Here is a 24,719-nt window from a genome sequence, read left to right on the forward strand (position 1 = left end):
TATGAACAGAGCGTGGGTGTGCTGGTCTCGGTGGAAGGCCTCGACGGTGCGGGTAAGCGGACGCTGATCGCCGGGTTGGCGGCCGCGCTCGACAGTCGCGGACTCCGCGTCGCGACCCTCGCCTTCCCGCGCTACGGCCGGTCGGTACACGCGGACCTGGCCGCCGAAGCCCTGCGCGGCGCCCACGGCGATCTGGCGGCTTCGGTGAACGCCATGGCCGTCCTGTTCGCGCTCGACCGGGCCGGGGCCGCCGACGAACTGGCGAAATTGCTCGTCGACAACGATATCGTCGTGCTGGACCGATACGTGGCCTCCAATGCCGCCTACAACGCGGCCCGGCTGGGCCAGTCGGCCGACGGGGAAATCGTGCGGTGGATCGGAGAATTGGAATTCGGCCGGTTCGAACTCCCGGTACCACGGGTGCAGTTGCTGCTCGATGTTCCGGTCGAGGTCGCGGCCTCGCGCGCACGCCGTCGCGGTGAACTCGATGCGGCGCGCGACCTGGACGCCTATGAACGCGACGGTGGATTACAGGAACGTACCGCCGAGGTGTACCGTGATCTTGCTCGGCATGATTGGTATGGGACCTGGTGGGTTTTCCGATCCACCGAAGAAGACGGTTCCGGCCGACTCGCCGGGGAAATGAACTCATTGGCCGCGCGGCTCGCCGCATTGGTCGCGAATTAGTGTTGGATATCCGGCGGGAACGCGCCACTGTGTGGCGTGGCGGCCCGTTACGAGCGCGGGAGATGACAACATAGTAACTATGAAGCCGAAGATTCTGGTCGTCGACGACGATATGGCGCTCGCGGAGATGCTCACCATCGTCCTGCGGGGCGAGGGTTTCGATCCGCACGTGGTCGGCGACGGCACCCAGGCCCTGTCGGCAGTTCGTGAGATCCGGCCCGATCTGGTGCTGCTCGATCTCATGCTGCCGGGGATGAACGGTATCGATGTGTGCCGGGTGCTGCGCGCCGACTCGGGTGTGCCGATCGTGATGCTCACCGCCAAGACGGATACCGTCGATGTGGTGCTCGGCCTCGAATCCGGCGCCGACGATTACATCGTCAAACCGTTCAAGCCGAAGGAACTGGTGGCCCGGGTCCGGGCCCGGCTGCGCCGCACCGAGGAAGAGCCGGCCGAACTGCTGAACATCGCCGATATCGTGATCGATGTACCGGCGCACAAGGTCTCCCGCGAGGGCGCGCAGATCTCGCTCACGCCGCTGGAGTTCGATCTGCTGGTGGCGCTGGCCCGCAAACCCCGCCAGGTGTTCACCCGCGAGGTACTGCTGGAACAGGTCTGGGGCTACCGGCATGCCGCCGACACCCGCCTGGTGAACGTCCATGTGCAGCGACTACGAGCGAAGGTCGAAAAGGATCCGGAGAATCCCGAGATCGTGCTGACCGTCCGCGGTGTGGGGTACAAGGCCGGTCCGCCGTGATCCGGCTCGAGTTGCCGGGTCCGGAGGCGCTACCTTGCGCGAGCACGTAGGGTCGGACGCCGGTCGGAAAGACGGACAGAACGGGCGTCTCGCCGACGTGCGGGAGGCGTTGACACCGGTCAACGAATGGTTCCAGCACGTCGGTAGATCACTGGGCCTGCTGTGGCGGCGTTCGCTGCAGCTACGTGTCATCGTTTCGACGCTCACCCTGTCGCTGATCGTCATCACGGTGCTGGGTGTCGTGCTGACCAGCCAGATCACCGACCGGCTGCTCGATGCGAAGATCAATGCCGGGGTCGAGGAAATGGACCGTGTCCGCAATACGGTCGAAACCCAGCTGGCCGGGGTCCACGACATCACCAGTCAGGAACAGCGGCTGTCCGACGCCCGGGATTCGCTGTCCAATCGGCGCGATCCCAGCCGGACCGGGGGCGCGGCGGGCAGTTTCGATTCGGCGCTGAGCATGATCGGCGGGACCCCACAGCAGGTGATCACCGCCGGACCCATCGAAGAGGTGCCCGACGCGCTGCGCCGGTTCGTGCAGCGCAACCAGGTCAGCTACCAGTTCGCCACGGTCGCCGACCCGGACGGCTATCACGGTCGTGCGCTCATCATCGGCAGTCCCAGCGCCGAGGTGCCCACGCTGGAGATCTATCTGATCTTCCCGCTGGGCAACGAGGAGCGCAGTCTGGCGCTGATGCGCGGCACCATGCTGGTCGGCGGAGTGGTGTTGCTGATCCTGCTGGCCGCCATCACGGCGCTGGTGACCCGGCAGGTGGTGCTGCCGATCCGGTCGGCCGCCCGTATCGCGGGCCGGTTCGCCGACGGCCGGCTCAAAGAACGCATGCTGGTGCGCGGCGACGACGATATCGCCCGGCTGGCGAAAGCATTCAACGAAATGGCCGAGAGCCTGTCCAACCAGATCAACCAGCTGGAGGAATTCGGCAATCTGCAGCGCCGCTTCACCTCCGATGTCAGCCACGAGTTGCGCACCCCGCTGACCACGGTGCGAATGGCCGCCGACCTCATCCACGGCAGCAGTGACGATCTCGATCCCGCGCTGGCCCGCAGCGCCGAACTGCTGGTCACCGAACTGGACCGATTCGAAGGCCTGCTCAACGATCTGCTGGAGATCTCGCGGCACGACGCAGGTGTCGCCGAACTCCAGGTGGAATCGCTGGATGTGCGGATGTGCGTACGCGCGGCGATCTCCACGGTGCGCCATCTTGCCCGCGACGCCGGAATCGAGGTGGTGATCGATCTGCCCGAGGAGCCGGTGGTGGCCGAGGTCGATCCGCGCCGGGTGGAGCGAGTGCTGCGCAATCTGCTCGCCAACGCGATCGACCACAGTGAGGGCAAACCCGTCCTGATCCGGATGCGCGGCGACACCGAAGTAAATGCCCTCGCCGTGGTGGTGCGGGATCAGGGTGTCGGTCTGCGGCCGGGGGAGGAGAAACTGGTGTTCAGCAGGTTCTGGCGGTCCGACCCGTCGCGGATGCGCCGATCCGGCGGGACCGGGCTCGGTTTGTCGATCAGCGTCGAGGACGCCAACCTGCACGACGGGAAACTCGAGGCGTGGGGACGACCCGGGGTCGGCGCCAGCTTCCGGCTGACCCTGCCGCTTGTCCGCGGCCAGAAGCTGGGTAAGAGCCCGCTGCCGTTGGAACCGGGTATGCGCCGGGCGCCGCGGCGGCCGAACTCCGAGAACGAGCGGGCGGGCGGCGAACGGGTGGAACTCGGCCCGCCGGTCACCGAAACCGAACCGTGGGCGCCCCTGCCCACCCCCGCGGAGCCGGATACGGGCGGTGCGGAACCGGAAACCCCGGCGTCGGGCCCCTCGACGACCGGAACGAAAAGCGCCGATACGGATTCGGAGCCGCCGGCCCGGGATCCCGGCTCCGGACCGGACGACGCCGCCGACCGGGAGCCATCCGGCCCGGCCGCCGGTTCGGTGCCCACCGACCATGGGGACCAGAAGTCATGAGCGCACGCAGGCGGTGGTTCCGGCAGTTGCTGGTGGCGGTCGCGGTGGTCGGCCTGGCCGCCACCGGGGGCTGCGCGAATCTGCCCGACTCCTCGCAACCCCAGGCTCTCGGCACGATCAACCAGGAACCGACCGCCGAGGGGCCGCCCCTCCCGACGCAGGGGCGCGATCCGGATCTGCTGCTGCGCGATTTCCTGCAGGCCACCGCCGACCCCGCCGACGGTCATCTCGCCGCCCGTCAATACATGACCCCCGCCGCGTCGACCCAGTGGAACGATGCCGACTCGACCGTGATCGTGGAGCGCGCGGATACGCTGCGCGAATCGCGTAACGAGAACGAGGCGACCTATGTGCTGCGCGCGCGCAAGGTCGGCGAACTCTCCGCGGACGGTTCCTACCACGCGGTGGACGGGATCATCGAGAACAAGATCGAGATGACGCGGGTCGACGGCGAATGGCGTATCGACGAGCTGCCCGACGGCGTGGTCGTGGAGTACAGCGCCTTCACCCAGTCCTACCGGCGGTACGCCCTGTACTTCGTCACCGCCGACGGGCAGCATGTGGCGCCGGATCTGCGCTGGGTCGCGGGGCGTCCGGACGAACTCGCGCAGCAATTGGTGACCATGCTGATCGCGGGTCCGCAGCCGTATATCGCCCCGGTCGTCCGCAATTACCTTGCCCCGCCCGTCGCGGTGCGCGGAACCGTCACCAAGGCCAACGGTGATCCGGTAGGCGTAGGTGTGGGCCTGGGCGGGGTGCGGATCGACTTCACCGGGATAGGCGAGCCCAGTCCCCGCGACCGTGAATTGTTCGCGGCGCAGGTGATCCTCACCCTCGCCGGCGCCGATGTGCTCGGCCCCTACATGCTGCTCGAGGACGGCCGGCCGCTGGACGAGCGGTTCGCCGGGAACGGCTGGTCGGTCGATGATCTGGGGCCGCTCGCCGATTCCGTGCAGCCGGACGCCCTGATCGGTTTGCACGCGCTGCGGGAGGGCAAGCTGGTCAAGGTAGAGGACAATCGTGCCCCGGCTCCCGCCCCGGGCTACTTCGGCGAGGTGCAGAACCTGCAGTCGGTGGGTCTGTCGCCGGACGGCAAACTGGTGGCCGCCGTAGCCGACGCGGGCCGGCAGCCCCCGCAGCCGCAACGCACGCTGATGGTGGGCAGCTACGGGGGCAACGCGTTCCCGGTCGCGGAGGGTGGCGCCGTCACCCGCCCGTCCTGGACTGCCGACGGCAGCGCGGCCTGGGCGGTCATCGACGGAAACCGGGTGATCCGCGCGGTCACCAACCGCGATACCGGCACTGTTTCGGTCCAGGAGGTGGACACCGCCCAGCTGTTCGCCCCCGACTCCGGGCCGACCTTCGCACTGCCGATCACCGAACTGCGGATCTCCCGCAACGGGGTCAGCGCGGTGTTGATCGCCGACGGCAAAGTGTATGTCGCCATGGTGCTGCGCCGGCCGGACGGCACCTTCGCGCTCACCTCACCGCGGCAGATCGCGATGGAGCTCAGCACCGACGCGACCTCGGTCGACTGGTTCAGCGACGATACGGTCATCCTGGCCACCGCAGGCAATGTGGATCCGGTACGGACGGTGAAGATCGACGGCTCCGGGATGGCCTCGCTGGGCGGACGCAACCTCACCCCGCCGGTCCGTCAGGTCACCGCTTCCATCGAACGCCAGTATGTCGCCGATTCCCGCGCGGTACTGGAATTCACCCGCACACCCGAAGGCGGCGACCCCTACTGGCGTGAGGTCCCCGGGCTCGGCGCGGACGCCGTACCTGTGCTGCCCGGCTGATCCCGGGCGCCGTGTCGGTGCCCACCGGCACACTTCGCGCATGCGGACACTGCTGGACCTGCTCGTACCGTCGGAATGCGGCGGCTGCCGCCGGCCGGGGATCCCGTGGTGTGCCGAGTGCGCGCGCAGTATCTCCGGCCCACCGATCCGGGTGTATCCCCGCGCGGATCCGGGAGTGCCGTGCTGGGCGCTGAGCGGCTACCGTGGCCCCGCGCGGCAAGCCGTACTGGCGGCCAAGGAACGCGACCGGCGTGATCTCGCCGGGCCGCTGGGACGCGCCCTCGCCGCAGGACTCGCGCCGTTGCGGGCCCCGGACCGGCCCCTGATACTTGTACCTTCGCCGAGTCGGCGGGCCGCGGCACGGCGGCGCGGCGGTGACCCGGTATTGCGATGCGCGCGGATCGCAGCGCAGTCGCTGGGCAGTTGCCAGGTTCTGCCGTGTCTGCGAGTCTGGTGGGGAGTCCGCGATTCGGCCGGTCTGTCGGCGCGCGAGCGCGACCGCAATCTACGCGGGCGGGTGAGTGCTGCGCCGCTGCCGTCGCATGCGGTGAACGCGCAGGTCGTCCTGGTCGACGACGTATTGACGACAGGTGTCACGGTATCCGCGTGCGCTCGGGCTCTCGTTGCCGCAGGAACACGCCCGGATGGCGTATTCGTGACGTGTGCTGGGTGAATCCGGGAAATTTGCGTTAACAGTGGCGAACCTTCGATCCGCGTACTAGCGTCGCGTGCACACACCCGATCCGGGAGTTTGGAGGTGGGCCTCGTACATCACGTGCCGGCCGACTGATCCGACATGGCCGGCACCGTTTCATCCCGCCGCATGCGACGACAAGTGTGCGGCCGAATCCGGGAGGTACGCGTGACGACTACTTCACGACCTTCAGTTCAGGACACAGCCCAGACGCAGCTGGACGACCAGCTCGACCGACCGCGGGACACCCGGGCGGATATCGTCGTCAAGGGCCGCAACGTCGAGGTTCCCGACCATTTCCGAATCTATGTGTCGGAGAAGCTGTCCCGGCTGGAACGCTTCGATCCATCGATCTTTCTCTTCGACGTGGAACTCTTCCACGAGCGCAACCGTCGTCAACGCAAGAATTGCCAGCGGGTGGAGATCACCGCGCGTGGCAAGGGCCCGATCGTCCGCGCCGAGGCCTGCGCGGACAGTTTCTACGCTGCATTCGAGGCCGTGACCGCCAAATTGGAGAGCCGGCTGCGCCGCACGAAGGACCGCCGCCGCGTCCACTACGGCGAGAAGACTCCGGTCTCGGTACACGACGCCACCGCCGACCTGGCCGATGATGCGCTGCTCGGCGACCTCTCCGGAATTCCGCACGACCACTCTCCGCACAGCCGGAAGCGATCCGATTTCGCGGCCGATTACCCCGAATACGAGGGGCCCGGGCATATCGTGCGTACCAAGGTGCACTCCGCGATACCGATGACGGTCGACGACGCCCTCTACCAAATGGAGTTGGTGGGCCACGATTTCTTCCTGTTCCAGGACAAGGAGACCGATCGTCCGTCGGTGGTCTACCGCCGGCATGCCTTCGACTACGGCCTGATAAGGCTCGCCTAGCCGACACTGCAGCCGACCGGTCCGCGCGATGGGCCGGTCGGCTTTATCGTTCCCGGCTCGCGGGCGTGTACCGCTCCCGATGCACCGCGGCACTCAGCGGCCGTCGGTCGCGCCAGCCGAAACGTTCCAGATCGGGAACACGCTGAAATTCGGTGACCGGCCCGATACAGAGCCAGGCGACCGGCCGGACTCCCGCGGGCAGGCCGATCAGCTCGGCAAGGAAGGGTTCCTCGTAGAAGGACACCCAGCCGACTCCGATCCGCTCGGCGGTGGCGGCCAGCCAGAGATTCTGGATGGCGAGAATTGTCGAATACAGGCCGGTTTCGGGAAGTGTCGCCCGGCCCAGCACCTGTGGCCCGCCCCGCGTATCGTCGTGGACCACCACAATGCCGGTGCCGCTCTCGGCGATTCCCTCGATCTTGATCGGCGCGAAGGCCCGGGCCCGTTCGGCGGGCAGTGATCGCGCGAAGTCCAGCCGTCGCTCGGCTACATGCGCCGCGAACGTCCGCAGCGTCGCCGGATCACGAACAACAACGAAATCCCAGGGCTGCGAATTACCGACACTCGGCGCGCAGTGCGCCGCCCCGAGAATCCGCCACAGCGTGGGGTCGTCGATGGGCTCGCCGGTGAACTCCGCCCGCACATCCCGGCGGGTTCGGATGGCCTCGTAAACGCTCATCTCCGCTGCACACACAAAGCCATTGTTCTTGCCCGGCAACCGGCCGAGCGGGACGGGGCTGTGTTTTATCGGCAGCGCCTGTGGTAGCGCGGGGCCCAGGCCCCGCGAAGGTCCCGTCGTTCAGGCCTCGGGAATCGGGGCTGCGCCGCCTGCGATGTGCGGTGGACCGTCCATAGAGTTGTGACCGTTGAGCACCTTCGGCCAAGGGGGCGGGCCTCGGCCCTTCGTAGGCCACGCTGAACTCTGCACCGAGAGGGTGCGGCCGTTCGCGGTGATCAGGTGGAGGTTTGCCGGGGGTTCGGGGCTCGCTGCCGCCGTGGGAGCGTTGTGCCCGGTCGGAGGTGGGGAGCGGGGTGCGGCGGGATCGCAGGGTGGTTCGAAGCCGGGGCCTGCGATCCCGCCGCCGGTGACTCAGCCTGCCAGGGCGACCGAGCGGCGGCGGAGCCGGCGGCGGCCTTCGGCGATCGCCGTACGCAGGCCCCGGCGCTTTCCGGTGACCGGATCGAACGTGGAAACCGCCTGGCCGTTGAATTTCCGCTCCGAGGCCGTTTCGGGGGCGTCGTCGGCGGTGTGGCGGAGGTACTTGTTGGGCAGCGACAGTTTCAGGATGGTGCGCCAAGCCTTGAAGTACTGCACCGGCAGCGAGCCGGTGGTGTACGGCAGATCGTATTTGTCGCACAGCTCGCGCACCCGGACAGCGACCTCGGCGTAGCGGTTACTGGGCAGATCGGGAAAGAGGTGGTGCTCGATCTGGTGGCTGAGATTGCCGGTCATGAAGTGCATGAGCTTGCCGCCGGAGATATTGGCGCTGCCCAGCATCTGCCGCAGGTACCACTGGGCCTGGGATTCGTTGTCGATATCGGCCTTGGTGAATTTCTCGGCGCCGTCGGGGAAGTGGCCGCAGAAGATGACCGCGTTGGACCAGACATTGCGGATCACGTTCGCCGTGAGATTGGCGGTGAGGGTGTGGAAGAACGAGGGGCCGGTCAGCAGCGGGTAGACGACGTAGTCCTTCACCGCCTGTTTCTTGACCTTGGCCACGACCTCGTCGACCTTGCGGTCGAATTCCGCCCGCTCCGGGGTTCCCGGCTTGAATTTTCCGGCGGCCAGCTTCCCGAGTTCGAGGTGCTGGATGGCGACGCCGTACTCGAACAGCGACTGCAGTACCAGGTTGTAGACCGGGTTACCGATATTGAACGGCTTCCAGCGCTGATCGCGCGTGACCCGGAGCAGCCCGTAGCCGATATCGTCGTCCATTCCCAGGACGTTGGTGTACTTGTGGTGCAGATAGTTGTGGGTGTGTTTCCAGTGTTTGGACGGGCCCGCGTTATCCCATTCCCAGTGAGTGGAGTGGATCTCCGGATCGTTCATCCAGTCCCACTGACCGTGCATCACATTGTGCCCGATCTCCATGTTCTCGATGATCTTGGCGGTGCCCAGCAACGCCACACCGGCCAGCCAGGCCGGGGGCAGGAAACTGGCGAACAGAACCGTCCGGCCGCTGATCTCGAGAGCGCGCTGCAGCCTGATGACATTGCGAATGTATCGGGCATCGCGCTCGCCCCGGGTCGATTCTATGTCCCGGCGAATCGCGTCGAACTCTGCTCCGAGAGCCTCGACATCCGCCTCGGTGAGATGCGCGTATTCCTTGACATCCGAGATAGCCATGGCGGCTACCCTACCGTAAGTTACGTCACCGTAGGTTTGGGGATCCGCGTAAGAAATGTGGTGTGCGCCCTATTGCGCGTCCCAAATCCCGATGATAGATCGAGGCGAACGCCGCAATCGTAGGTCACACTCGGGCCTCGGTGGGGATGATCGCGCGCCGTGGCGGCCGTGTTACACCCGCCACGGCATTTCTTTCCGGAATCGCAGCCGCCGCTCAGGCCGAGTAGGAACGCCGCGATGTGCGCAGCGCGTGCCGGGCTCGCCGCAGCACATCCTTCTCCTGCCGGGCCTTGGCCCGCAGAGTCCGCTCGGCGCTGCGCAGCATTTCCTTTTCCTGCTCCGCTTTGGCACGCAACGCGATTTTCGCCTCGTGCAAAGCCCAGCGCAGTCCGCGCCGCTTTCCGGTCGCCGGGTCGACACTCCACGGCCGGTTCTCCGACCCCGCGTGCAAGGTGACCCCGGCGAACTTGCGTTCCGAGGAGGTTTCCGGCGCATCGTCGGCGGTGCGCCGCAGGAATCGGTCGGGCAGGGCGAGCTTGTGAATGGTGCGGAAGGCGAGCAGATATTGTTTGCCCAGCGAGCCGGTGGTGTAGGGCAGGTCGTATTTTTCGCAGAGCTCACGCACCCCGACCGCGACCTCGGGGTAGCGGTTGCTGGGCAGATCCGGGAAGAGATGGTGTTCGATCTGGTAGCTCAGATTCCCGCTCATGAAACCCATGACCGGACCGGCGGAGAAGTTCGCGCTGCCGAGCATCTGCCGCAGATACCATTCACCGGGTGTTTCGCCCTCGAGCTGTTCCTCGGTGAACTTCTCCGCGCCGTCGGGGAAATGGCCGCAGAAGATCACCGCGTAGGCCCACAGATTGCGGATCAGGTTCGCTGTGGCGTTCGCCTTCAACGTCGACATGAAGGCGGGCCCGGTGACCGCCGGATAGAGCAGGAAATCCTTGGCCACCTGCCGGGCGATCTTGCGGCCGAACAGTTTGTTCGGTTCGGAGAAGATCTGAGTACGCGGTGTTCCGGAAAGCTCTTTCTCGATCGCCCAATCATGCAGAGCTATGCCCCATTCGAACGCCGCGGCCAATACGATATTGGCGATCGGCTGCACCAGGTGTACCGGCCGCCACGGTTCGTCGCGGGTCATCCGCAAGATGCCGAAGCCGAGATCCTCATCCTTGCCCAGCACATTGGTGTAGGTGTGATGGGAGTAGTTGTGCGCTCGCCGCCATTGCGCCGACGGGCCGGTCATATCCCATTCCCAGTTCGTGGAATGGATCTCCGGATCGTTCATCCAGTCCCACTGACCGTGGCTGATGTTGTGGCCCAGCTCCATGTTCTCGATGATCTTGGCGACCGACAGCATCGCGGTGCCGGCTACCCAGGCCCAGCGGTTGCGGCTACCGAACAGCACGGCCCGGGCTGCCAGTTCCAGCCCGCGCTGAGCGGCGATGGTGCGCCGGATATAGCGCGCGTCCCGCTCGCCCAGGGATTGCTCCACCGACCGGCGGATCGTGTCGAGCTCTTGCCCCAGCATCTCCACATCTTCGGCCGTCAAGTGGGCAAAGGCTCTGATGTCGGTGATGGCCACCGGCGTCCCTTCTGTAAGCGCTGTCTGCGAAGACGAGATCGGAACAGGCGTACCTCCGCCATCGCTCCGGCCGTGCTTTCTTATGCGGACACTCCGTCCACAAGGCCGGTCCGTGCCGGACCGGGAGCGGAAACCGGAAGAGGGTTTCGGAAATCTTCCCGCGTCGGGAAGCAACCTGTGTTCACCCGAGAATACCGCCAGGTGCCGATCTCCGGGTGAACGTGTCCGGTTACACCTCCAGTGTGCAGTCACCCGCCGCGGCGGAGATACACGTCTGTACCTTCTCGCCCTCGAACCGCTCGGTCCCGTTGCGCAGATCGCGGGCGTGTCCCGAGCTCAGAGTGACCACACAGGTCTGGCAGATACCCATGCGGCAGCCGAACGGCAGCTGAACACCGGCGGATTCCCCGGCTTCCAGCAGGGTGGTGGCGCCGTCCACGGTGACCGTGCGACCGGTCTTGCCGAAGGTGACGGTGCCGCCCTCGGTGGTCGCGGACCGCTCCACCTCGAACCGTTCCACGTGCAGTGCCGATTCGAGACCGGCTTCCTGCCAGTGCTTCTCGACCTCGTCGAGCATGCCCAGCGGGCCGCACGCCCAGGCCTGGCGCTCTCGCCAATCGGGATAGAGCTCGTCCAGGGCGGAGGTGGCGAACTTGCCCTTCTCACCGGTGAGGTGGATATGGGAGACGAACCCGGGATGCCGCGCGTGCAGGGCGTCGAGTTCGGCGGCGAACATCACGTCCTCGGCGGTCCGCGCCGAGTGGATGTGCACGACATCGGTCACCGCGTCGCGGCGGTCCAGGGCGCGCAGCATCGACATGACGGGGGTGATCCCGGACCCGGCGGTCAAGAACAGCACCTTCGGCGGCGGCGGGGACGGCAGCACGAACGCGCCCTGTGGGGCGGCCAGCCGTACGATCGTCCCGGGCGACACCCCGTTGACCAAATGGCTGGAGAGGAAACCCTCCGGCATCGCCTTCACCGCGATGGCGATGACCTTCTTGCCGTAGCGGGGGTCGTCCCAGTCGGGCGGGCTGGTGAGCGAATAGGACCGCCAGTGCCAGCGCCCTTCCACCAGGATCCCGATACCGATGTACTGCCCGGGTTCGTAGCGGAAATCGAAGCCCCAACCGGGTTTGATCACCAGAGTCGCCGAATCGGCGGTTTCCTTGCGGACGTCGACGACCCGGCCGCGCAGTTCCCGCGCCGACCACAACGGGTTGGCCAGATGTAGATAGTCGTCGGGCAGCAGGGGCGTGGTGACCCGCGCCACCGCTCCTCGCAGCAGATTCAGTTTGCCGCCGCGTTCGGCGATACCGGCCGCCGGTGCCTCCAGCCAGTTCTTGACACCGCGCACCGTCATCGCGTTCGGTTTCCTGCCCATTTGCGCTGTTCGTCTCCTGTGTTCTCCGCGCCCGGGGCGCGCCGTGGCACCAGGTTACGGCATCGTAGGTTGTCGCGGGGGCCCAGGTGAACGGCACCGGCGGACCCGGTTGCGGCTCACAACCGGCGGCCGCGGCGGCGGTCTCCGGTCACAAGCGCGGGCTCAGAGCAGTTCGACGAGAAACGGCAGTTCCTGAGTGGCGTACCAGGCCAGCTGATGGTCCTCGGCGTCGCCGAGAACGAACTCGGCGTCCTCGTCGCCGAGGTCGGCGGCATCGACGGCCTCGACCGCCTCGGCCACCGCCGGTTCGGCTTCGGCGAGGTCCAGATGAACCGAGGCGATCCGCTCGTACTCGATCGGTCCGTCCAGTTTGACCACTGCGTCGTCCAGGTCCGGGCGCAGCGTCGCGCCCTCGACATCCACCGCGATCACCGCGCGGCGGTACATCGGGGTGGTGGAACCGTGTACCTCCTCGGCCAGCAGTCGCAGTGCCGCGCGCGCGGCCTCGGCCATGGCGACCTCGGCCAGTTCTTCGTCGTCGCCCGAGGCGTAGGCCTCGCGGAGCGCGGGTGTGAGCGCGAAAGCCGTCCCGCCGACCGCGTGCAGCACGCGTTTGTCCACGAGTTCGCGCAGCATCGGCACGGTGGCCGGCACGTACACGCGCATGGTCTTGCGGTCAGAGGCAGGCACCGAGTAACTCCTCCATCGATTCGGGCACCGACGCGGCCAGAACCCCGATATCGGCCATCGCCTCGCGGTCGGCATTGAGTCCGTAGCAGACCCGCCCGTCATAGGACGTGATCCCGATACTCGTCGCCTGGTTGCGCAGCAGTGGCGAAACCGGGTACATCTCCAGCATCCGCGCGCCGCCGACGAACATCGGCGTCTGCGGGCCCGGTGCGTTGGTGATCACCAGATTGAACGTATGGTCTGCGAACGTACTCGCCGCCCGCACACTCATCGCGTGCAGGCTGGCCGGAGCGAACCCGGCCAGGTGTACCAGGGTCGAGGCCCGCACGCCGTGCCGGCCACGGGCGTCCTCGGCGGTGGCATGGGCGATATGCGACAGCCGCATGACCGGGCTGGGCTCGCCGACCGGCAGGTCGATCAGGAACGGGGTGATCCCGCTGGGCAGGGTGCGGCCGGAACCCGGCTCCCCGCTGTAGCCCGACATCGGCACGACCGCGCGTAGCACGCTCGATTCGGTCAGGCCCTTGTTCCGCGACAGCAGCCAGTTGCGCAGCGCCCCGGTCACCACCGCCAGCACGACATCGTTGATCGTGCAGTCGGCCTGCTGGTGCACCCGTTTGTAGTCATCGAGTTCGGTGACCGCGACGGTGAATCTGCGCTGCCGGGAAGTGCGCGTGTTCAGCGGACTGTCCGGGGTGCCGCTGGCCGCCGAGCGCACCGCCGCCATCGCGCCCTCCACCGTCCGTCCGGCTGTACCGATGAATCCGGCGGTGCCCGCACCGACCTCGCGCAACACCTCCACCGCCGAGCGGGGCTGGGCCACCAGATGCCCGAGGGCGCCCAGCAGGAGATCGGTATCGCTGGGCTCGCGGCCGGGCATCCACGCGTCGTCGGCTATCTCGCGCGGGGACTCCGCCCCGTCGGCGACGACATGGCCGATCTCCAGCGCGGCGCGCCCGTCGACCAGGGCCGCGTGCGATTTCGTGTAGATGGCGCACCGCCCCCCACTCAGCCCCTCGATCAGGTACATCTCCCACAACGGGCGGCCGGGGTCCAGTGGCCGGGACCCCAGCCGGGCGGTCAGTTCGTAGAGCTGGTCGTCGCTGCCCGGCGAGGGGAGGGCGGAACGGCGCAGGTGGTAGGTGATGTCGAAGTGGCTGTCCTCTACCCATACCGGGCGCCCCAGCGAGAGCGGGATCTCCCGCACCTTGCGGCGGTAGCGGGGCACCAGCGGCAGGCGTGACTCGACCAGGTCGACCAGCCCCTGGTAGTCGAGGATCGGCTCGCCGTCGTCGCCGGTGTTGTCCAGAACGGCCAGTGACCCGATGTGTACCGGGTGGGTGGTCGATTCCAACCGGAAGAAGTCCGCGTCCTGCGGTGTCAGCTTCGCTATCACCCTGGTGTCTGCCCCTTCGGCGTCCGGAACCCGGTCTCCATTGTGACCAGGTAGTACGCGTTCCCGCATCATTGTGTGTGATATTCCGATAAGTAATTCGAAGGCTTGCGGGAGGGCTTGCGGTGATATATCCGCGCGGGCCCCGCCCGCCTGCCGAATGTCGGACGAGGCACACTGGCCGGGTACGCTGCGGCGCCTACCATGGGAGCCGCATTACCATGAAGCAAGCTGCGGCTACGTGGCCCGTCGTCGGGCCGCGCGTCGCCGACATCGGAGCCGAAACCGACCCAGAGGACTGACGAGACTCGTGCCTGCGCTGACACTGACGAGGTTGCTACGTTTTGGTGAGGGTCGCATGGTCAAGCGCCTCTCCCATCTCGCCGACGAGGTGATCGGGCTCGAGGGCGACTACTCCGACCTCACCGATAGCGAGCTGCGTGCCAAAACCGACGAATTCCGCGAGCGCTATGCCGACGGGGAATCGCTGGACGACCTGCTGCTCGAAGCTTTCGCGGTGGCGCGCGAGGCCTCGTGGCGGGTGCTGCAGCAGAAGCACTACAAAGTGCAGATCATGGGTGGCGCGGCGCTGCACCTGGGCAATATCGCCGAGATGAAAACCGGTGAGGGCAAAACCCTGACCTCGGTGCTGCCGGCCTACTTGAACGCGATCAGCGGTGACGGCGTGCATATCGTCACCACCAACGACTACCTGGCCAAACGTGACTCCGAGTGGATGGGCCGGGTGCACCGCTTCCTGGGCCTCGAGGTGGGCGCGATCCTGGCCGGTATGACGCCGCCGCAGCGGCGCGCGGCCTACGGCGCCGATATCACCTACGGCACCAACAACGAATTCGGCTTCGACTATCTGCGCGACAATATGACCCATTCGCTGGACGATCTGGTTCAGCGAGGCCACAATTTCGCCGTGGTCGACGAGGTCGACTCGATTCTGATCGACGAGGCGCGGACTCCGCTGATCATCTCCGGCCCCGCGGACGCCTCCAGCAAGTGGTATGCCGAATTCGCCCGGATTGCACCGCTTCTCAAAAAGGATCTCCACTACGAGGTCGATATCAAGAAACGCACCATCGGCGTCCACGAGGCGGGTGTGGAATTCGTCGAGGATCAGCTCGGTATCGACAATCTCTACGAGGCCGCCAACTCCCCGCTGGTGAGTTACCTGAACAACGCCGTCAAGGCCAAGGAGCTCTACACCCGCGACAAGGACTACATCGTCCGCGACGGTGAGGTGATCATCGTCGACGAGTTCACCGGGCGCATCCTGGTCGGCCGCCGCTACAACGAGGGTATGCACCAGGCGATCGAGGCCAAGGAAGGGGTGGAGATCCAGCCGGAGAACCAGACCCTGGCCACCATCACGCTGCAGAACTACTTCCGTCTCTACGACAAGCTCTCCGGTATGACCGGTACCGCCGAGACCGAGGCGGCCGAGCTGCACCAGATCTACAACCTGGGCGTCATCCCGATCCCGACCAACAAGCCGCCGATCCGTATCGACCAGGCCGACCTGATCTACAAGACCGAAGAGGCGAAGTTCAACGCCGTGGTCGACGATGTGGTGGAACGCCACCAGGCCGGGCAGCCGGTGCTGATCGGTACCACCAGCGTGGACCGTTCGGAGTATCTATCCAAGCAGCTCACCAAGCGCGGTGTCCCGCACAATGTGCTGAACGCGAAGTTCCACGAGAAGGAAGCGCAGATCATCGCGGAGGCGGGCCGCCCCGGCACGGTCACCGTCGCGACGAATATGGCCGGCCGCGGTACCGATATCGTGCTCGGCGGCAACCCCGACATCATCACCGACACCCTGCTGCGCCAGCAGGGCCTGGACCCGGTGAACACTCCCGAGGAATACCAGGCGAACTGGTTTCACGCGCTGGAGAAGGTGAAGAAGCAGGTCGCCGAGGACGCCGAGGCGGTGAAGGAGGCCGGCGGTCTCTACGTGCTCGGTACCGAGCGCCACGACTCCCGGCGTATCGACAACCAGCTGCGCGGCCGGTCCGGCCGTCAGGGCGACCCGGGCGAATCGCGGTTCTACCTGTCGCTCGGCGACGAGCTCATGCGCCGGTTCAACGGCGCGGCGCTGGAGTCGATCATGACCCGGCTCAACCTGCCCGACGATGTGCCGATCGAGGCGAAGATGGTCTCCAAGGCCATCAAGAGCGCGCAGACCCAGGTCGAGCAGCAGAACTTCGAGATCCGCAAGAATGTGCTCAAGTACGACGAGGTGATGAACCAGCAGCGCACGGTCATCTACAACGAGCGCAACCAGATCCTGCGTGGGGAGGATATGGAGGGCCAGGTCCAGAGCATGATCACCGATGTGATCACCGCCTACGTGGACGGCGCCACCGCCGAGGGCTATGTGGAGGACTGGGATCTCGACAAGCTCTGGGGGGCGCTGAAAACTCTCTATCCGATCAGCCTGAACCACCGCGATATCACCGGCGAGACCGAGGTCGGTGAAGCCGGTGAGATCACCCGCGACGATCTGCTCGAAATCTTGCTCGAGGATGCGCAGAAGGCCTACGCGGAGCGCCAGGCCGAGATCGACGGCCTGGCCGGCGAGGGCAGTATGCGCACCCTGGAGCGCCAGGTGCTGCTGTCGGTGCTGGACCGCAAGTGGCGCGAGCATCTCTACGAGATGGACTACCTGAAGGAAGGCATCGGCCTGCGGGCCATGGCCCAGCGCGATCCGCTGGTGGAATACCAGCGCGAGGGCTTCGATATGTTCGCCAACATGCTCGAGGGCTTGAAGGAGGACGCCGTCGGCATCCTGTTCAACGTTCAGGTGGAGGTCCAGCAGCCGCAACCCGACGGTGTCCAGGTGGGCCAGGGTCTGCGTTCCCCGGTCGGCTCGCAGCCGGTGCCGCCGGAGAGCCAGTACCCCACCGAGAAGCTGCCGATCCTCAACGGTGCGCCGCCGGCGCTGCGTGCCCGCGGTATCGACGACTCGGGCCCGCGGGGCCTGAGCTACTCGGGGCCGGACGAGGGCGGCCGCACCGCGGTGCACAGCGACGCGGAGGAGTACGGCTCCGATGGGCCGACGCAGGGCACCCGGCGGGAACGCCGCGAGGCGGCCCGGGCGCAGACCAAACAGGGCCGGGGTCCCAAGACCCGTCGTAAGCACTGATCTCGGAACAGGCGGCGCCGCTCCCGGATACCGGGAGCGGCGCCGTCGTGTCGCCAGGGGTTTGTTCGGAATGCCGCGTGGGGTCGCCGCTCAGCCCAGCGCGGTGTGCTGCGGGCAGTAGGCGCCGACCGCGGCTTCCAGGAACAAGTAGGGGTATTCCACGAACGGGCGTGCTTCCTCGGCGAGGTAGGTGCGGTTGGCCGGGGTGTTACCGGAGCTGCCCAGGTAATCGCATTGGGCGTGTGCCAGGGCTATCGCCGCGTCCTGGAGTTGGCGGGTCTCGTCGTCGAACGCACTGGCGCGAAGGAATTCTCGGTCGGTGAAAGGAAGCTGCGCGACGGAATCGTCCTTGCCCGCCGGGCTGTGCACACCTGTCGAGCCCGGCCGCGAGGCGCCGGGAGGGTGTGCCGAGGCACTGGAGAAGCTGCCGAACACGAGCGCGGCCGTGACCGCGCCGATGGCCATGATTTTGAGCATCGTTCCTTCTGTGTTCGTTGGTGCTGGACGGAATGGTCGTCAGGTGGGGCCGCCGACAGCTCGGACCCGGACTGTCGCGCCGACGTTTCGTTGCCGTCTCGGCCGAATAACTTCGGTGCGCGCCGCATATTAACGTGCCGCGAAGCCGGTGGTTTGCTGATTCACCGTGCGTCGCCGATCATCCCATCAATCTGCCTGGTCGATTCGCATAGCCATGCGGTGGCCGGCCGTGTTCCCGCGTTCGCGTGTGGTCGGAGAACAGGCAGGAATGAGGCCGGGCGGTTGGACTCGCCCTGAGGTAAAGGGTTCGCAGTCGCGCCCCCGGACCGCACGATAACCGGGCAGCGCAACCACATCACAAGGGGCAGAACCCATGCCAGTACGTCCGGAAACGACACAGAGTCACCGGCGGCCGCGGGCCGTCGCGTGCGTCGCGGCGGTCGCCGCCCTCCTGATGCTGCTGTGTGCGTGCGGTGCCGGCGGCGAGGCCGCTCGGACGGCCGACGGCAAAACGATCCTGCGCTATCAAGGGTGGGCAGGAAAAGTGGGATTCCACGAACTGGCCGCCGATCTGGGCTATTTCGAGAAGATCCGGTTGGAATGGGTCGGCGACACCACCAGTGGTCCGCAGGACATCCAGTCGGCGGCCACCGGGGAGATCGAATTCGGCTCGGCGTTCAACGGTGCCGTGGTCAAACTCAACGCGGCCGGTGCGCCCATCACCTCGGTGCTCAGTTCCTACGGTGCCGACGCGGGTGAGTACACCGGGTACTACGTGCTGGAGAACAGCCCGATCCGGTCGGCCCGCGACCTGATCGGCAAGAAGATCGGGATGAACACGCTCGGTGCGCATCACGAGTTCCTCACCCGCGAATGGCTGGCCCAGCAGGGCCTCACCAAGGACGAGATCAAGTCGGTGCAGCTGGTGGTGGTGCCCCCGGTGAACACCGAACAGGCGCTGCGTGAGGGACAGATCGATGTCGCCACACTGAACTCGATCCAGCGGGAGAGCGCCCTCGACCGAGGCGGTATCCGGGCGCTGTTCACCGACCGGGACCTCTTCGGCGCGTTCAGTTACGGCACCTATGTGATGCGCGACGACTTCATCGCCGCCAACCCCGAGGCCGTGCGTGATTTCGTCCAGGGCACCGCGCGGGCGATCCGCTGGACCCAGGTCCATCCGCGGGAAGAGGTGGTGGCCCGCTTTCTGGACATCATCCACACGCGGGGCCGCACCGAAAGCGCCGAACCCGTGAAGTACTGGCGCAGTCCCGGAATCCCGGTACCGGGCGCGGTGATCGCCGAGCGTGAGTTGCAGATCTGGATCGACTGGCTGATCCGCAACGGCGAACTCGACGAGGGCAAGCTCGCGGCCCGCGACCTCTACACCAACGAGTACAACCCGTACGCCAACGGCACCTATCCCGCCGACGGTGACCCCGACGGACAAGCATTGGCCGGTGAGAAATGAGCACTGAACCCAAACTCCGCCTGGATCAGGTGACCAAGAGGTTTCCGATCCGAGGCCAGAAAGCCGAACTGACCGCGGTCGAGGACATCACCCTCGACCTTGCCGCCGGTGAGTTCCTGGTGCTCGTCGGACCCAGCGGTTGCGGGAAATCCACGCTGCTCGACCTGCTGGGCGGCCTGAGTACACCTACCTCCGGCCAGATCCTGCTCGACGGCACGCCGATCACAGGCCCGGGCCTGGACCGGGGCATCGTCTTCCAGCAGTACGCGTTGCTGCCGTGGCGCAGCGCCCGGCGCAATATCGAATTCGGGCTCGAGGCCAAGGGCGTGCCCCGCGCCGAGCGCCGGGCACGCGCCGAGCACTATCTCGAATTGGTCGGGCTGGCCGGTTTCGCCGATCGCTACCCGCACGAACTGTCCGGCGGTATGAAACAGCGCGTGGCGATCGCCCGCAGTCTTGCCTTCGATCCCGAGGTACTGCTGATGGACGAGCCGTTCGCCGCCCTGGACGCGCAGACCCGGGAATCGCTGCAGGACGAACTGCTGCGCATCTGGGAGCGCACCGGCAAGACCATCCTGTTCATCACCCACGGCATCGACGAAGCGATCTACCTGGGCGAGCGGGTCGCGGTGCTCACCTCCCGGCCCGGCCGGGTCAAAACGGTGGTCGATGTCGATATCGACCGCACCGCCGAGGACATCCGCTCCGGCGAGCAGTTCCGTGCTCTGCGGCACCGGATCTGGTCTTTGCTGCACGACGAGGTCGAACGCGCCCACTCGCTCGAACTCGCCGATATCTCGACGACCGAAGAGGCTCAGCATGTCTAGCGCACTCGCCACCGGTACCCTCGACGCGCCGCGCGCCGCCGGCCCCGGGCCCGTACTCGTGCCCGCCACACCGGCGAGCACCCCGGGCCGCCGGCCGGTTCAGTGGCTGGCCGCGCTGGCCTGGCGGGTGGTGAAACCCTCGGTCGCGATCCTCGCCTTCCTGGCTCTCTGGGAGGTCGCGCCCCGGGTGGGTCTGGTCGACAGGGTCTTCCTGCCGCCGTTCACCGAGGTCGCCGCGACCTTCTTCGATCTGGTCGGTAACGGGCAGCTCTGGGAACACGTCTCGACCAGCCTGTCCCGCGCGCTGACCGGGTTCGTGATCGCGGTGGCGCTCGCGGTCCCGCTGGGGGTGGCGATCGCCTGGTACCGGCCGGTGGCCGACTTCCTGAATCCGGTTCTCGAACTGTTCCGCAATACCGCGGCGCTGGCGCTGCTGCCGGTCTTCATCCTCGTCCTGGGTATCGGCGAGACCTCGAAGGTGGCGCTGGTGATCTACGCCTGCACCTTCCCGATCCTGCTCAACACCATCTCCGGGGTGCGCACGGTCGATCCGCTGCTCGTCAAATCCGCGCGTTCGCTGGGTTTCTCCCAGATCGCGCTGGTGTACAAGGTGGTGCTGCCGGCGGCGGTACCGACCATCTTCACCGGTCTGCGGATGGCCGCGGCGTCCTCGATCCTGGTGCTCATCGCGGCCGAGATGGTCGGTGCGAAGGCCGGCCTCGGGTACCTGATCACCGCCGCGCAGCTCAACTTCCAGATCCCCGACATGTACGCGGGGATCATCGCCATCGCGCTGGTCGGCCTGATCTTCAACGCGATCCTCGTGTTCGTCGAGCGCCGGCTGTCCAGCTGGCGCGTAGCTCTCTAGACAGGTAGTGATGTCGCACCAACTCCATCTCAACGCGTTCCTCATGGGTGTCGGCCACCACGAAGCGGCCTGGCGGCATCCGCGGACCGAGGCGCGCAATGTGCTGCGGGTCGGCCATTTCCAGGAACTCGCGCGGGTCGCCGAACGCGGCAAGCTCGATTCGGTGTTCTTCGCCGACGGCCTCGCGGTGGGCCCGCGGATCGAACGCAACACCCAGGCGGTGTTCGAACCGATCACCCTGCTGTCGGCGATGGCCGTGGTGACCGAGCGGATCGGACTCATCGCCACCGCCTCCACCGGGTACAACGAGCCCTACAATCTCGCCCGCAAATTCGCCTCGCTCGATCAGATCAGCGGTGGGCGGGCCGGATGGAACATCGTCACCTCCGGGACCGCCGACGAAGCCGCCAATTTCGGCTACGACGAGGTGCCCGACCACGACGGCCGGTATGTGCGGGCGGCGGAGTTCGTCGAGGCCGCGACGGCGCTGTGGGACTCCTGGGAGGACGACGCCGTCGTACTCGACGCCGAGACGGGGATCTTCGCCGATCCGTCGAAAGTGCATACGATCGATCACCACGGCGACCGCTTCAAGGTGCGCGGCCCGCTCAATGTGCCACGTTCGGCGCAGGGACGCCCGCTGCTGGTCCAGGCCGGTTCTTCGGCCAGCGGTAAGGATTTCGCCGGTCGGTACGCGGAGGCCGTTTTCACCGCGCAACGCTCCATCCCGGAGGGCCGGGAGTTCTATCGCGAGGTGAAGGCGCTGGCCGCCGGCCATGGACGCGATCCCGGCGAGGTGCTGATCCTGCCCGGGATCGTGCCGTTCATCGCCGAGACCGAGGCGGCCGCCGAGCGGCTCGAGCGGGAGTTCACCGATCTGATCTCCCCGGAGTACTCGCTGCGCCAGCTCTCCCAGATGCTGGGCCTGGACCTGACCGGTCATCCGCTCGACGCGCCGCTGCCCCCGATCGACCGGATCCAGGGCAACAAGAGCCGATACCAGCTGGTCAAGGATCTGGCCGCCCGGGAGTCGCTGACCGTGCGCACACTCATCGCCGCGCTCGGGGGTGGTCGCGGACATCGCACCATCGCCGGGACTCCCGAGCAGATCGCCGACGATCTGCAGGCCTGGTTCGAGGCGGGCGCCGCGGACGGTTTCAATGTGATGCCCCCGTACCTGCCCGGCGGCCTGATCGATTTCGTCGACCAGGTGGTCCCGATCCTGCAGGCCCGCGGTCTGTTCCGCACGGAGTACACCGAGCGCACCCTGCGTGGGCACTACGGACTCGGCCGCCACACCGGCCGGTTCGCCCCGGACGCGGTCGCGGCGAGCGCTTAGCAGCACGGCGGCGAGCGCCGGGTGGCACGTCGGCGGGTGCCCGGTAGTACTGCGGCCGGCGCGCAGCGGCGCCCGCAACCGGCGACCGCCGTGCCGGCCCGGTGGTCATCACGGCCACCTCTCGACGGCGGGCGCCGGCTTCGGCGGCGCGAAGGCGATCGGCAACCGGGCTCCGCCGTCCGGGTTCGGCGCGTACCTGCGTGTCCCGCGGCCGCGAACGCAGCGCAGGTACGGTCAGCGCCCGGCGGCGCGGACGAGTTCGAGCAGTTCGGTTTCGTCGAGGTCGATGCGGCGGGCGGCGTCCACGAGTTGCCGGGCGAGTTCGATCACCGCCGCCCGCCCGTCCGGCGCCCCGGCGCGGACAGTGGCACCGCGCCCGCGGCGCAGTTCGATCAGGCCTTCGTCGCGTAACCGCTGATAACCCGCGAGCACGGTATGGATACTCACATCCAGCGATACCGCGAGTTCCCGGGCGCCGGGCAGCCGAGTACCCGCGGGCGCGCCACCGTCGGAGATCGCACGCCGGACACAGGCCGCGATCTGGTCGGCCAGCGGTTCGGGCCGCGCCGGGTCGACACGGATCAGCACCGGTTCAGTCCGCCCGTGCGACGACACCGGCCAGGACACCCGCACCCGTGCCGGCGTCGTCGACGGAGACCACGAACCGGCGCCCCGAGCGACGGGTCACCACGAGGCCGGGTCCGGCGCGCAGCACCACGGCCGTGGCGCCCGGAATCATCCGAATGCCGTACCCGCCGTACCGGAGTGGGGAGATGTCGTCGGCCGAGACCTCGGCGATGTCTTCGGGCCGCAGCCGCCACCGGGGCCAGCCCAGCAAGCCGGTCCCCACGGTGAGGCCGCGCTGGTCCACCACCACCCGCAGCAGCGCCAGTTGCGCGAGCAACACTCCGGTGAGCGCCAGCAGTGCACCGGGTACCGGCTGGGCGACGAATCCGACCACCGCCCCCATGAGCAAGGCGAGCACACCGATCAACAGCATCCACGGGGACACCGCCCGCCGCGACCAGCTGACGCGTTCGGTACGGCCGAGAGCAAGGGATTCGGCCGGTGCCGGATCCGGTGACACCGGACTGTTCGGTGCGGCGAGCCAGCCCGCCGCACCGAACAGCACCCCGGCGAGCGCCGCGGCGGCGAACGCCCAGCCCGAGAGCGTGACCTGTGCGGGATCAGCGGCGTCCAGGTTGGCGACGGTACCCGCCGAGGTGAGCGCGCCGACGAATCCGCCCACCCCCCAGGCGGTGGCGACGAGCGACCGGATCGGGTCCACGGGAGTATCGGCCCGGCGCACGTTCGTGCGTGCCCCCACCACGAGGATCGCGGCGAACAGGATTCCCAGGCCCAGGCCCAGGCCGGCGGAGACGAACATGGCCGGTACCCGTCCGGTGAACCCGTCGGCGCCGTCCGCGCCGAAGTGGGTGGCCAGCCGATCGGGCAGCCGGTCGGCCGCCGCGCCGAGCAGCACGACATTGGGCACAGCGGACAGTAGCGGCGGGAGTCCGGCGAGTAGGGCGAGCCGGAGCGAGCTCAGGGTGGTCATGGCACCTCCTTGTTATATTTGAACTATAACAAATGCATCAACTGACACGGCCGGCGGCCGGTCCGGACAGGCTCGCCTCGGGGCGCCGAGAGGCACGGAGGTGCTGTGATTTCTTGGTGGGTGACCCGTCCGGGAGCTCGTGGTCGGGCGTGATCACGGGCGCGGCCGATCACGGCGTCGGCCGGAATCGAATCAGCGCCGGTGCCCGACCGCGGGAAGAATGGCCTGGTCGACGATATCGGCGAGAACCCGATCGCCGGGGAGTTCACCGGAGTCGAGGGAGAACTTGAGGACGAGGGCCTCGCCGATATCGACGACAACGGGGGTGAGGAGGTCCGGGTCGATACGGCCGGCCTCCGCGTAGTGCCGCAACACGGTACTGGTGAAGCGCCCGCCTTTCGGCTCGAACACCTGGGCGTAGATGGACTCGGCCAGCTCCGGATAACGCTCGCGCTCGGCGAGAATCGCGCCGGTGGCGCGGGCGGTGGGGGTCGCCAGCCAGGACACCATCAGCCGGAGCGCCTCGATCAGGTCGTGACGCAGATCGTCGGTCGGGGCGGGTGTGGGCCGCTCCTGCGGGAACGCGTTGCCGAGCGCATCCAGCAGTACCGTCTGCGGGCTGTCCCAGCGCCGGTACAGCGAGGTTTTCGCGATACCGGCGCGCTGCGCGATCCCATCCATGGTGAGCTTGCCCAGGCCGACTTCGATCAGTTCCTCGACGACCGCGGCACGCACCGCCGCCACCACTTCGGCGTCGCTTCGGCGGCCACGTGTGCCGGGCATGGAACCTGTCTTTCCGGTGATCGCG

Annotated in this window: 21 protein-coding genes; 11 read left to right on the forward strand and 10 right to left on the reverse strand. The window is 67.2% G+C overall.

From position 1 onward, the window contains the following. The first annotated feature begins 12 nt into the window (after nt 1-12). The 6 genes from NS4_RS27685 (at nt 13) to hpf (ending at nt 6,812) form a co-directional block, all read left to right on the forward strand. A complete protein-coding gene (locus tag NS4_RS27685) occupies nt 13-687 on the forward strand; it encodes a dTMP kinase (protein ID WP_063062458.1) in 675 nt (224 codons plus the stop codon). Between the two features lie 79 nt (nt 688-766). After that, a complete protein-coding gene (gene mtrA / locus NS4_RS27690; protein WP_063062429.1) occupies nt 767-1,444 on the forward strand; it encodes an MtrAB system response regulator MtrA in 678 nt (225 codons plus the stop codon). A gap of 97 nt (nt 1,445-1,541) precedes the next feature. Continuing rightward, on the forward strand, nt 1,542-3,428 hold the full coding sequence (gene mtrB, locus NS4_RS27695) for an MtrAB system histidine kinase MtrB (RefSeq protein WP_063062430.1): 1,887 nt from the start codon (nt 1,542-1,544) through the stop codon (nt 3,426-3,428). After that, nucleotides 3,425-5,230 carry an MtrAB system accessory lipoprotein LpqB gene (gene lpqB / locus NS4_RS27700; RefSeq protein ID WP_063062431.1) on the forward strand — a complete coding sequence of 602 codons (1,806 nt, stop codon included), beginning with the start codon at nt 3,425-3,427 and terminating at the stop codon, nt 5,228-5,230. Before mtrB ends, lpqB begins: the two co-directional genes overlap by 4 nt. Before the next feature lie 40 nt (nt 5,231-5,270). Next, nucleotides 5,271-5,903, forward strand: a complete 633-nt coding sequence (locus NS4_RS31775; RefSeq protein ID WP_084487790.1) for a ComF family protein — start codon at nt 5,271-5,273, stop codon at nt 5,901-5,903. Between the two features lie 189 nt (nt 5,904-6,092). Continuing rightward, nucleotides 6,093-6,812 (forward strand): ribosome hibernation-promoting factor, HPF/YfiA family, encoded by a 720-nt coding sequence (gene hpf, locus NS4_RS27705; protein WP_063062432.1) that lies wholly within the window; start codon nt 6,093-6,095, stop codon nt 6,810-6,812. 43 nt (nt 6,813-6,855) lie between these two features. Here the strand turns inward: hpf and bluB are convergent, their stop codons facing one another. The 6 genes from bluB to NS4_RS27735 all read right to left on the reverse strand — a co-directional run bounded on the left by bluB (nt 6,856) and on the right by NS4_RS27735 (nt 14,217). After that, the gene (bluB, locus tag NS4_RS27710) at nt 6,856-7,491 is read right to left on the reverse strand and encodes a 5,6-dimethylbenzimidazole synthase (RefSeq protein ID WP_063062433.1); all 636 of its coding nucleotides are present in this window, start codon (nt 7,489-7,491) and stop codon (nt 6,856-6,858) included. A 411-nt stretch (nt 7,492-7,902) separates the two neighbouring features. Further along, on the reverse strand, nt 7,903-9,159 hold the full coding sequence (locus NS4_RS27715) for a fatty acid desaturase family protein (RefSeq protein WP_063062434.1): 1,257 nt from the start codon (nt 9,157-9,159) through the stop codon (nt 7,903-7,905). Nucleotides 9,160-9,373: 214 nt separating this feature from the next. Further along, the gene (locus tag NS4_RS27720; protein WP_063062435.1) at nt 9,374-10,747 is read right to left on the reverse strand and encodes a fatty acid desaturase family protein; all 1,374 of its coding nucleotides are present in this window, start codon (nt 10,745-10,747) and stop codon (nt 9,374-9,376) included. A gap of 229 nt (nt 10,748-10,976) precedes the next feature. Next, nucleotides 10,977-12,131 carry a ferredoxin reductase gene (locus NS4_RS27725; RefSeq protein ID WP_439955817.1) on the reverse strand — a complete coding sequence of 385 codons (1,155 nt, stop codon included), beginning with the start codon at nt 12,129-12,131 and terminating at the stop codon, nt 10,977-10,979. Nucleotides 12,132-12,293: 162 nt separating this feature from the next. Then, the gene (locus tag NS4_RS27730) at nt 12,294-12,797 is read right to left on the reverse strand and encodes a DUF6912 family protein (protein ID WP_063062437.1); all 504 of its coding nucleotides are present in this window, start codon (nt 12,795-12,797) and stop codon (nt 12,294-12,296) included. A gap of 10 nt (nt 12,798-12,807) precedes the next feature. Beyond that, entirely contained in the window at nt 12,808-14,217 is a 1,410-nt protein-coding gene (locus tag NS4_RS27735; protein WP_063062438.1) for a WS/DGAT/MGAT family O-acyltransferase, read from the reverse strand. 307 nt (nt 14,218-14,524) lie between these two features. Here NS4_RS27735 and secA point away from each other — a divergent pair, with 307 nt between their 5' ends. After that, the gene (secA, locus tag NS4_RS27740; RefSeq protein WP_063062439.1) at nt 14,525-17,371 is read left to right on the forward strand and encodes a preprotein translocase subunit SecA; all 2,847 of its coding nucleotides are present in this window, start codon (nt 14,525-14,527) and stop codon (nt 17,369-17,371) included. A gap of 90 nt (nt 17,372-17,461) precedes the next feature. Here the strand turns inward: secA and NS4_RS27745 are convergent, their stop codons facing one another. After that, the gene (locus NS4_RS27745) at nt 17,462-17,848 is read right to left on the reverse strand and encodes a DUF732 domain-containing protein (RefSeq protein ID WP_063062440.1); all 387 of its coding nucleotides are present in this window, start codon (nt 17,846-17,848) and stop codon (nt 17,462-17,464) included. A 373-nt stretch (nt 17,849-18,221) separates the two neighbouring features. Here NS4_RS27745 and NS4_RS27750 point away from each other — a divergent pair, with 373 nt between their 5' ends. Genes NS4_RS27750 through NS4_RS27765 form a run of 4 tightly spaced genes read left to right on the forward strand, consistent with a single transcriptional unit; the run spans nt 18,222 to nt 22,353 of the window. Next, entirely contained in the window at nt 18,222-19,319 is a 1,098-nt protein-coding gene (locus NS4_RS27750; RefSeq protein WP_063062441.1) for an ABC transporter substrate-binding protein, read from the forward strand. After that, the gene (locus NS4_RS27755; protein ID WP_063062442.1) at nt 19,316-20,146 is read left to right on the forward strand and encodes an ABC transporter ATP-binding protein; all 831 of its coding nucleotides are present in this window, start codon (nt 19,316-19,318) and stop codon (nt 20,144-20,146) included. The genes NS4_RS27750 and NS4_RS27755 overlap by 4 nt, the downstream gene beginning before the upstream one ends. After that, nucleotides 20,139-21,014: an ABC transporter permease gene (locus NS4_RS27760; RefSeq protein ID WP_063062443.1), complete on the forward strand. Its 876-nt coding sequence runs from the start codon at nt 20,139-20,141 to the stop codon at nt 21,012-21,014. The genes NS4_RS27755 and NS4_RS27760 overlap by 8 nt, the downstream gene beginning before the upstream one ends. A gap of 10 nt (nt 21,015-21,024) precedes the next feature. Further along, entirely contained in the window at nt 21,025-22,353 is a 1,329-nt protein-coding gene (locus tag NS4_RS27765; RefSeq protein ID WP_063062459.1) for an LLM class flavin-dependent oxidoreductase, read from the forward strand. A gap of 234 nt (nt 22,354-22,587) precedes the next feature. On the opposite strand, the gene NS4_RS27770 is transcribed toward NS4_RS27765, so the two are convergent. The 3 genes from NS4_RS27770 to NS4_RS27780 all read right to left on the reverse strand — a co-directional run bounded on the left by NS4_RS27770 (nt 22,588) and on the right by NS4_RS27780 (nt 24,694). Next, a complete protein-coding gene (locus NS4_RS27770) occupies nt 22,588-22,941 on the reverse strand; it encodes a GntR family transcriptional regulator (protein ID WP_063062460.1) in 354 nt (117 codons plus the stop codon). A gap of 4 nt (nt 22,942-22,945) precedes the next feature. Continuing rightward, a complete protein-coding gene (locus tag NS4_RS27775) occupies nt 22,946-23,911 on the reverse strand; it encodes a DUF1648 domain-containing protein (RefSeq protein ID WP_063062444.1) in 966 nt (321 codons plus the stop codon). Nucleotides 23,912-24,103: 192 nt separating this feature from the next. Beyond that, a complete protein-coding gene (locus NS4_RS27780) occupies nt 24,104-24,694 on the reverse strand; it encodes a TetR/AcrR family transcriptional regulator (protein ID WP_063062445.1) in 591 nt (196 codons plus the stop codon). Nucleotides 24,695-24,719 lie beyond the last annotated feature (25 nt).

It is taken from the genome of Nocardia sienata NBRC 100364, assembly GCF_001613205.1.
GTDB lineage: Bacteria > Actinomycetota > Actinomycetes > Mycobacteriales > Mycobacteriaceae > Nocardia > Nocardia sienata.

What these genes read in the sequence shown, in the direction of transcription:
- mtrA (WP_063062429.1), top strand. Translation starts at nt 767, where the DNA reads ATGAAGCCGAAGATTCTGGTCGTCGACGACGATATGGCGCTCGCGGAG.
- lpqB (WP_063062431.1), top strand. Translation starts at nt 3,425, where the DNA reads ATGAGCGCACGCAGGCGGTGGTTCCGGCAGTTGCTGGTGGCGGTCGCG.
- NS4_RS31775 (WP_084487790.1), top strand. Translation starts at nt 5,271, where the DNA reads ATGCGGACACTGCTGGACCTGCTCGTACCGTCGGAATGCGGCGGCTGC.
- bluB (WP_063062433.1), bottom strand. Translation starts at nt 7,491, where the DNA reads ATGAGCGTTTACGAGGCCATCCGAACCCGCCGGGATGTGCGGGCGGAG.
- NS4_RS27715 (WP_063062434.1), bottom strand. Translation starts at nt 9,159, where the DNA reads ATGGCTATCTCGGATGTCAAGGAATACGCGCATCTCACCGAGGCGGAT.
- NS4_RS27725 (WP_439955817.1), bottom strand. Translation starts at nt 12,131, where the DNA reads ATGGGCAGGAAACCGAACGCGATGACGGTGCGCGGTGTCAAGAACTGG.
- NS4_RS27730 (WP_063062437.1), bottom strand. Translation starts at nt 12,797, where the DNA reads ATGCGCGTGTACGTGCCGGCCACCGTGCCGATGCTGCGCGAACTCGTG.
- NS4_RS27745 (WP_063062440.1), bottom strand. Translation starts at nt 17,848, where the DNA reads ATGCTCAAAATCATGGCCATCGGCGCGGTCACGGCCGCGCTCGTGTTC.
- NS4_RS27750 (WP_063062441.1), top strand. Translation starts at nt 18,222, where the DNA reads ATGCCAGTACGTCCGGAAACGACACAGAGTCACCGGCGGCCGCGGGCC.
- NS4_RS27755 (WP_063062442.1), top strand. Translation starts at nt 19,316, where the DNA reads ATGAGCACTGAACCCAAACTCCGCCTGGATCAGGTGACCAAGAGGTTT.
- NS4_RS27760 (WP_063062443.1), top strand. Translation starts at nt 20,139, where the DNA reads ATGTCTAGCGCACTCGCCACCGGTACCCTCGACGCGCCGCGCGCCGCC.
- NS4_RS27765 (WP_063062459.1), top strand. Translation starts at nt 21,025, where the DNA reads ATGTCGCACCAACTCCATCTCAACGCGTTCCTCATGGGTGTCGGCCAC.
- NS4_RS27775 (WP_063062444.1), bottom strand. Translation starts at nt 23,911, where the DNA reads ATGACCACCCTGAGCTCGCTCCGGCTCGCCCTACTCGCCGGACTCCCG.
- NS4_RS27780 (WP_063062445.1), bottom strand. Translation starts at nt 24,694, where the DNA reads ATGCCCGGCACACGTGGCCGCCGAAGCGACGCCGAAGTGGTGGCGGCG.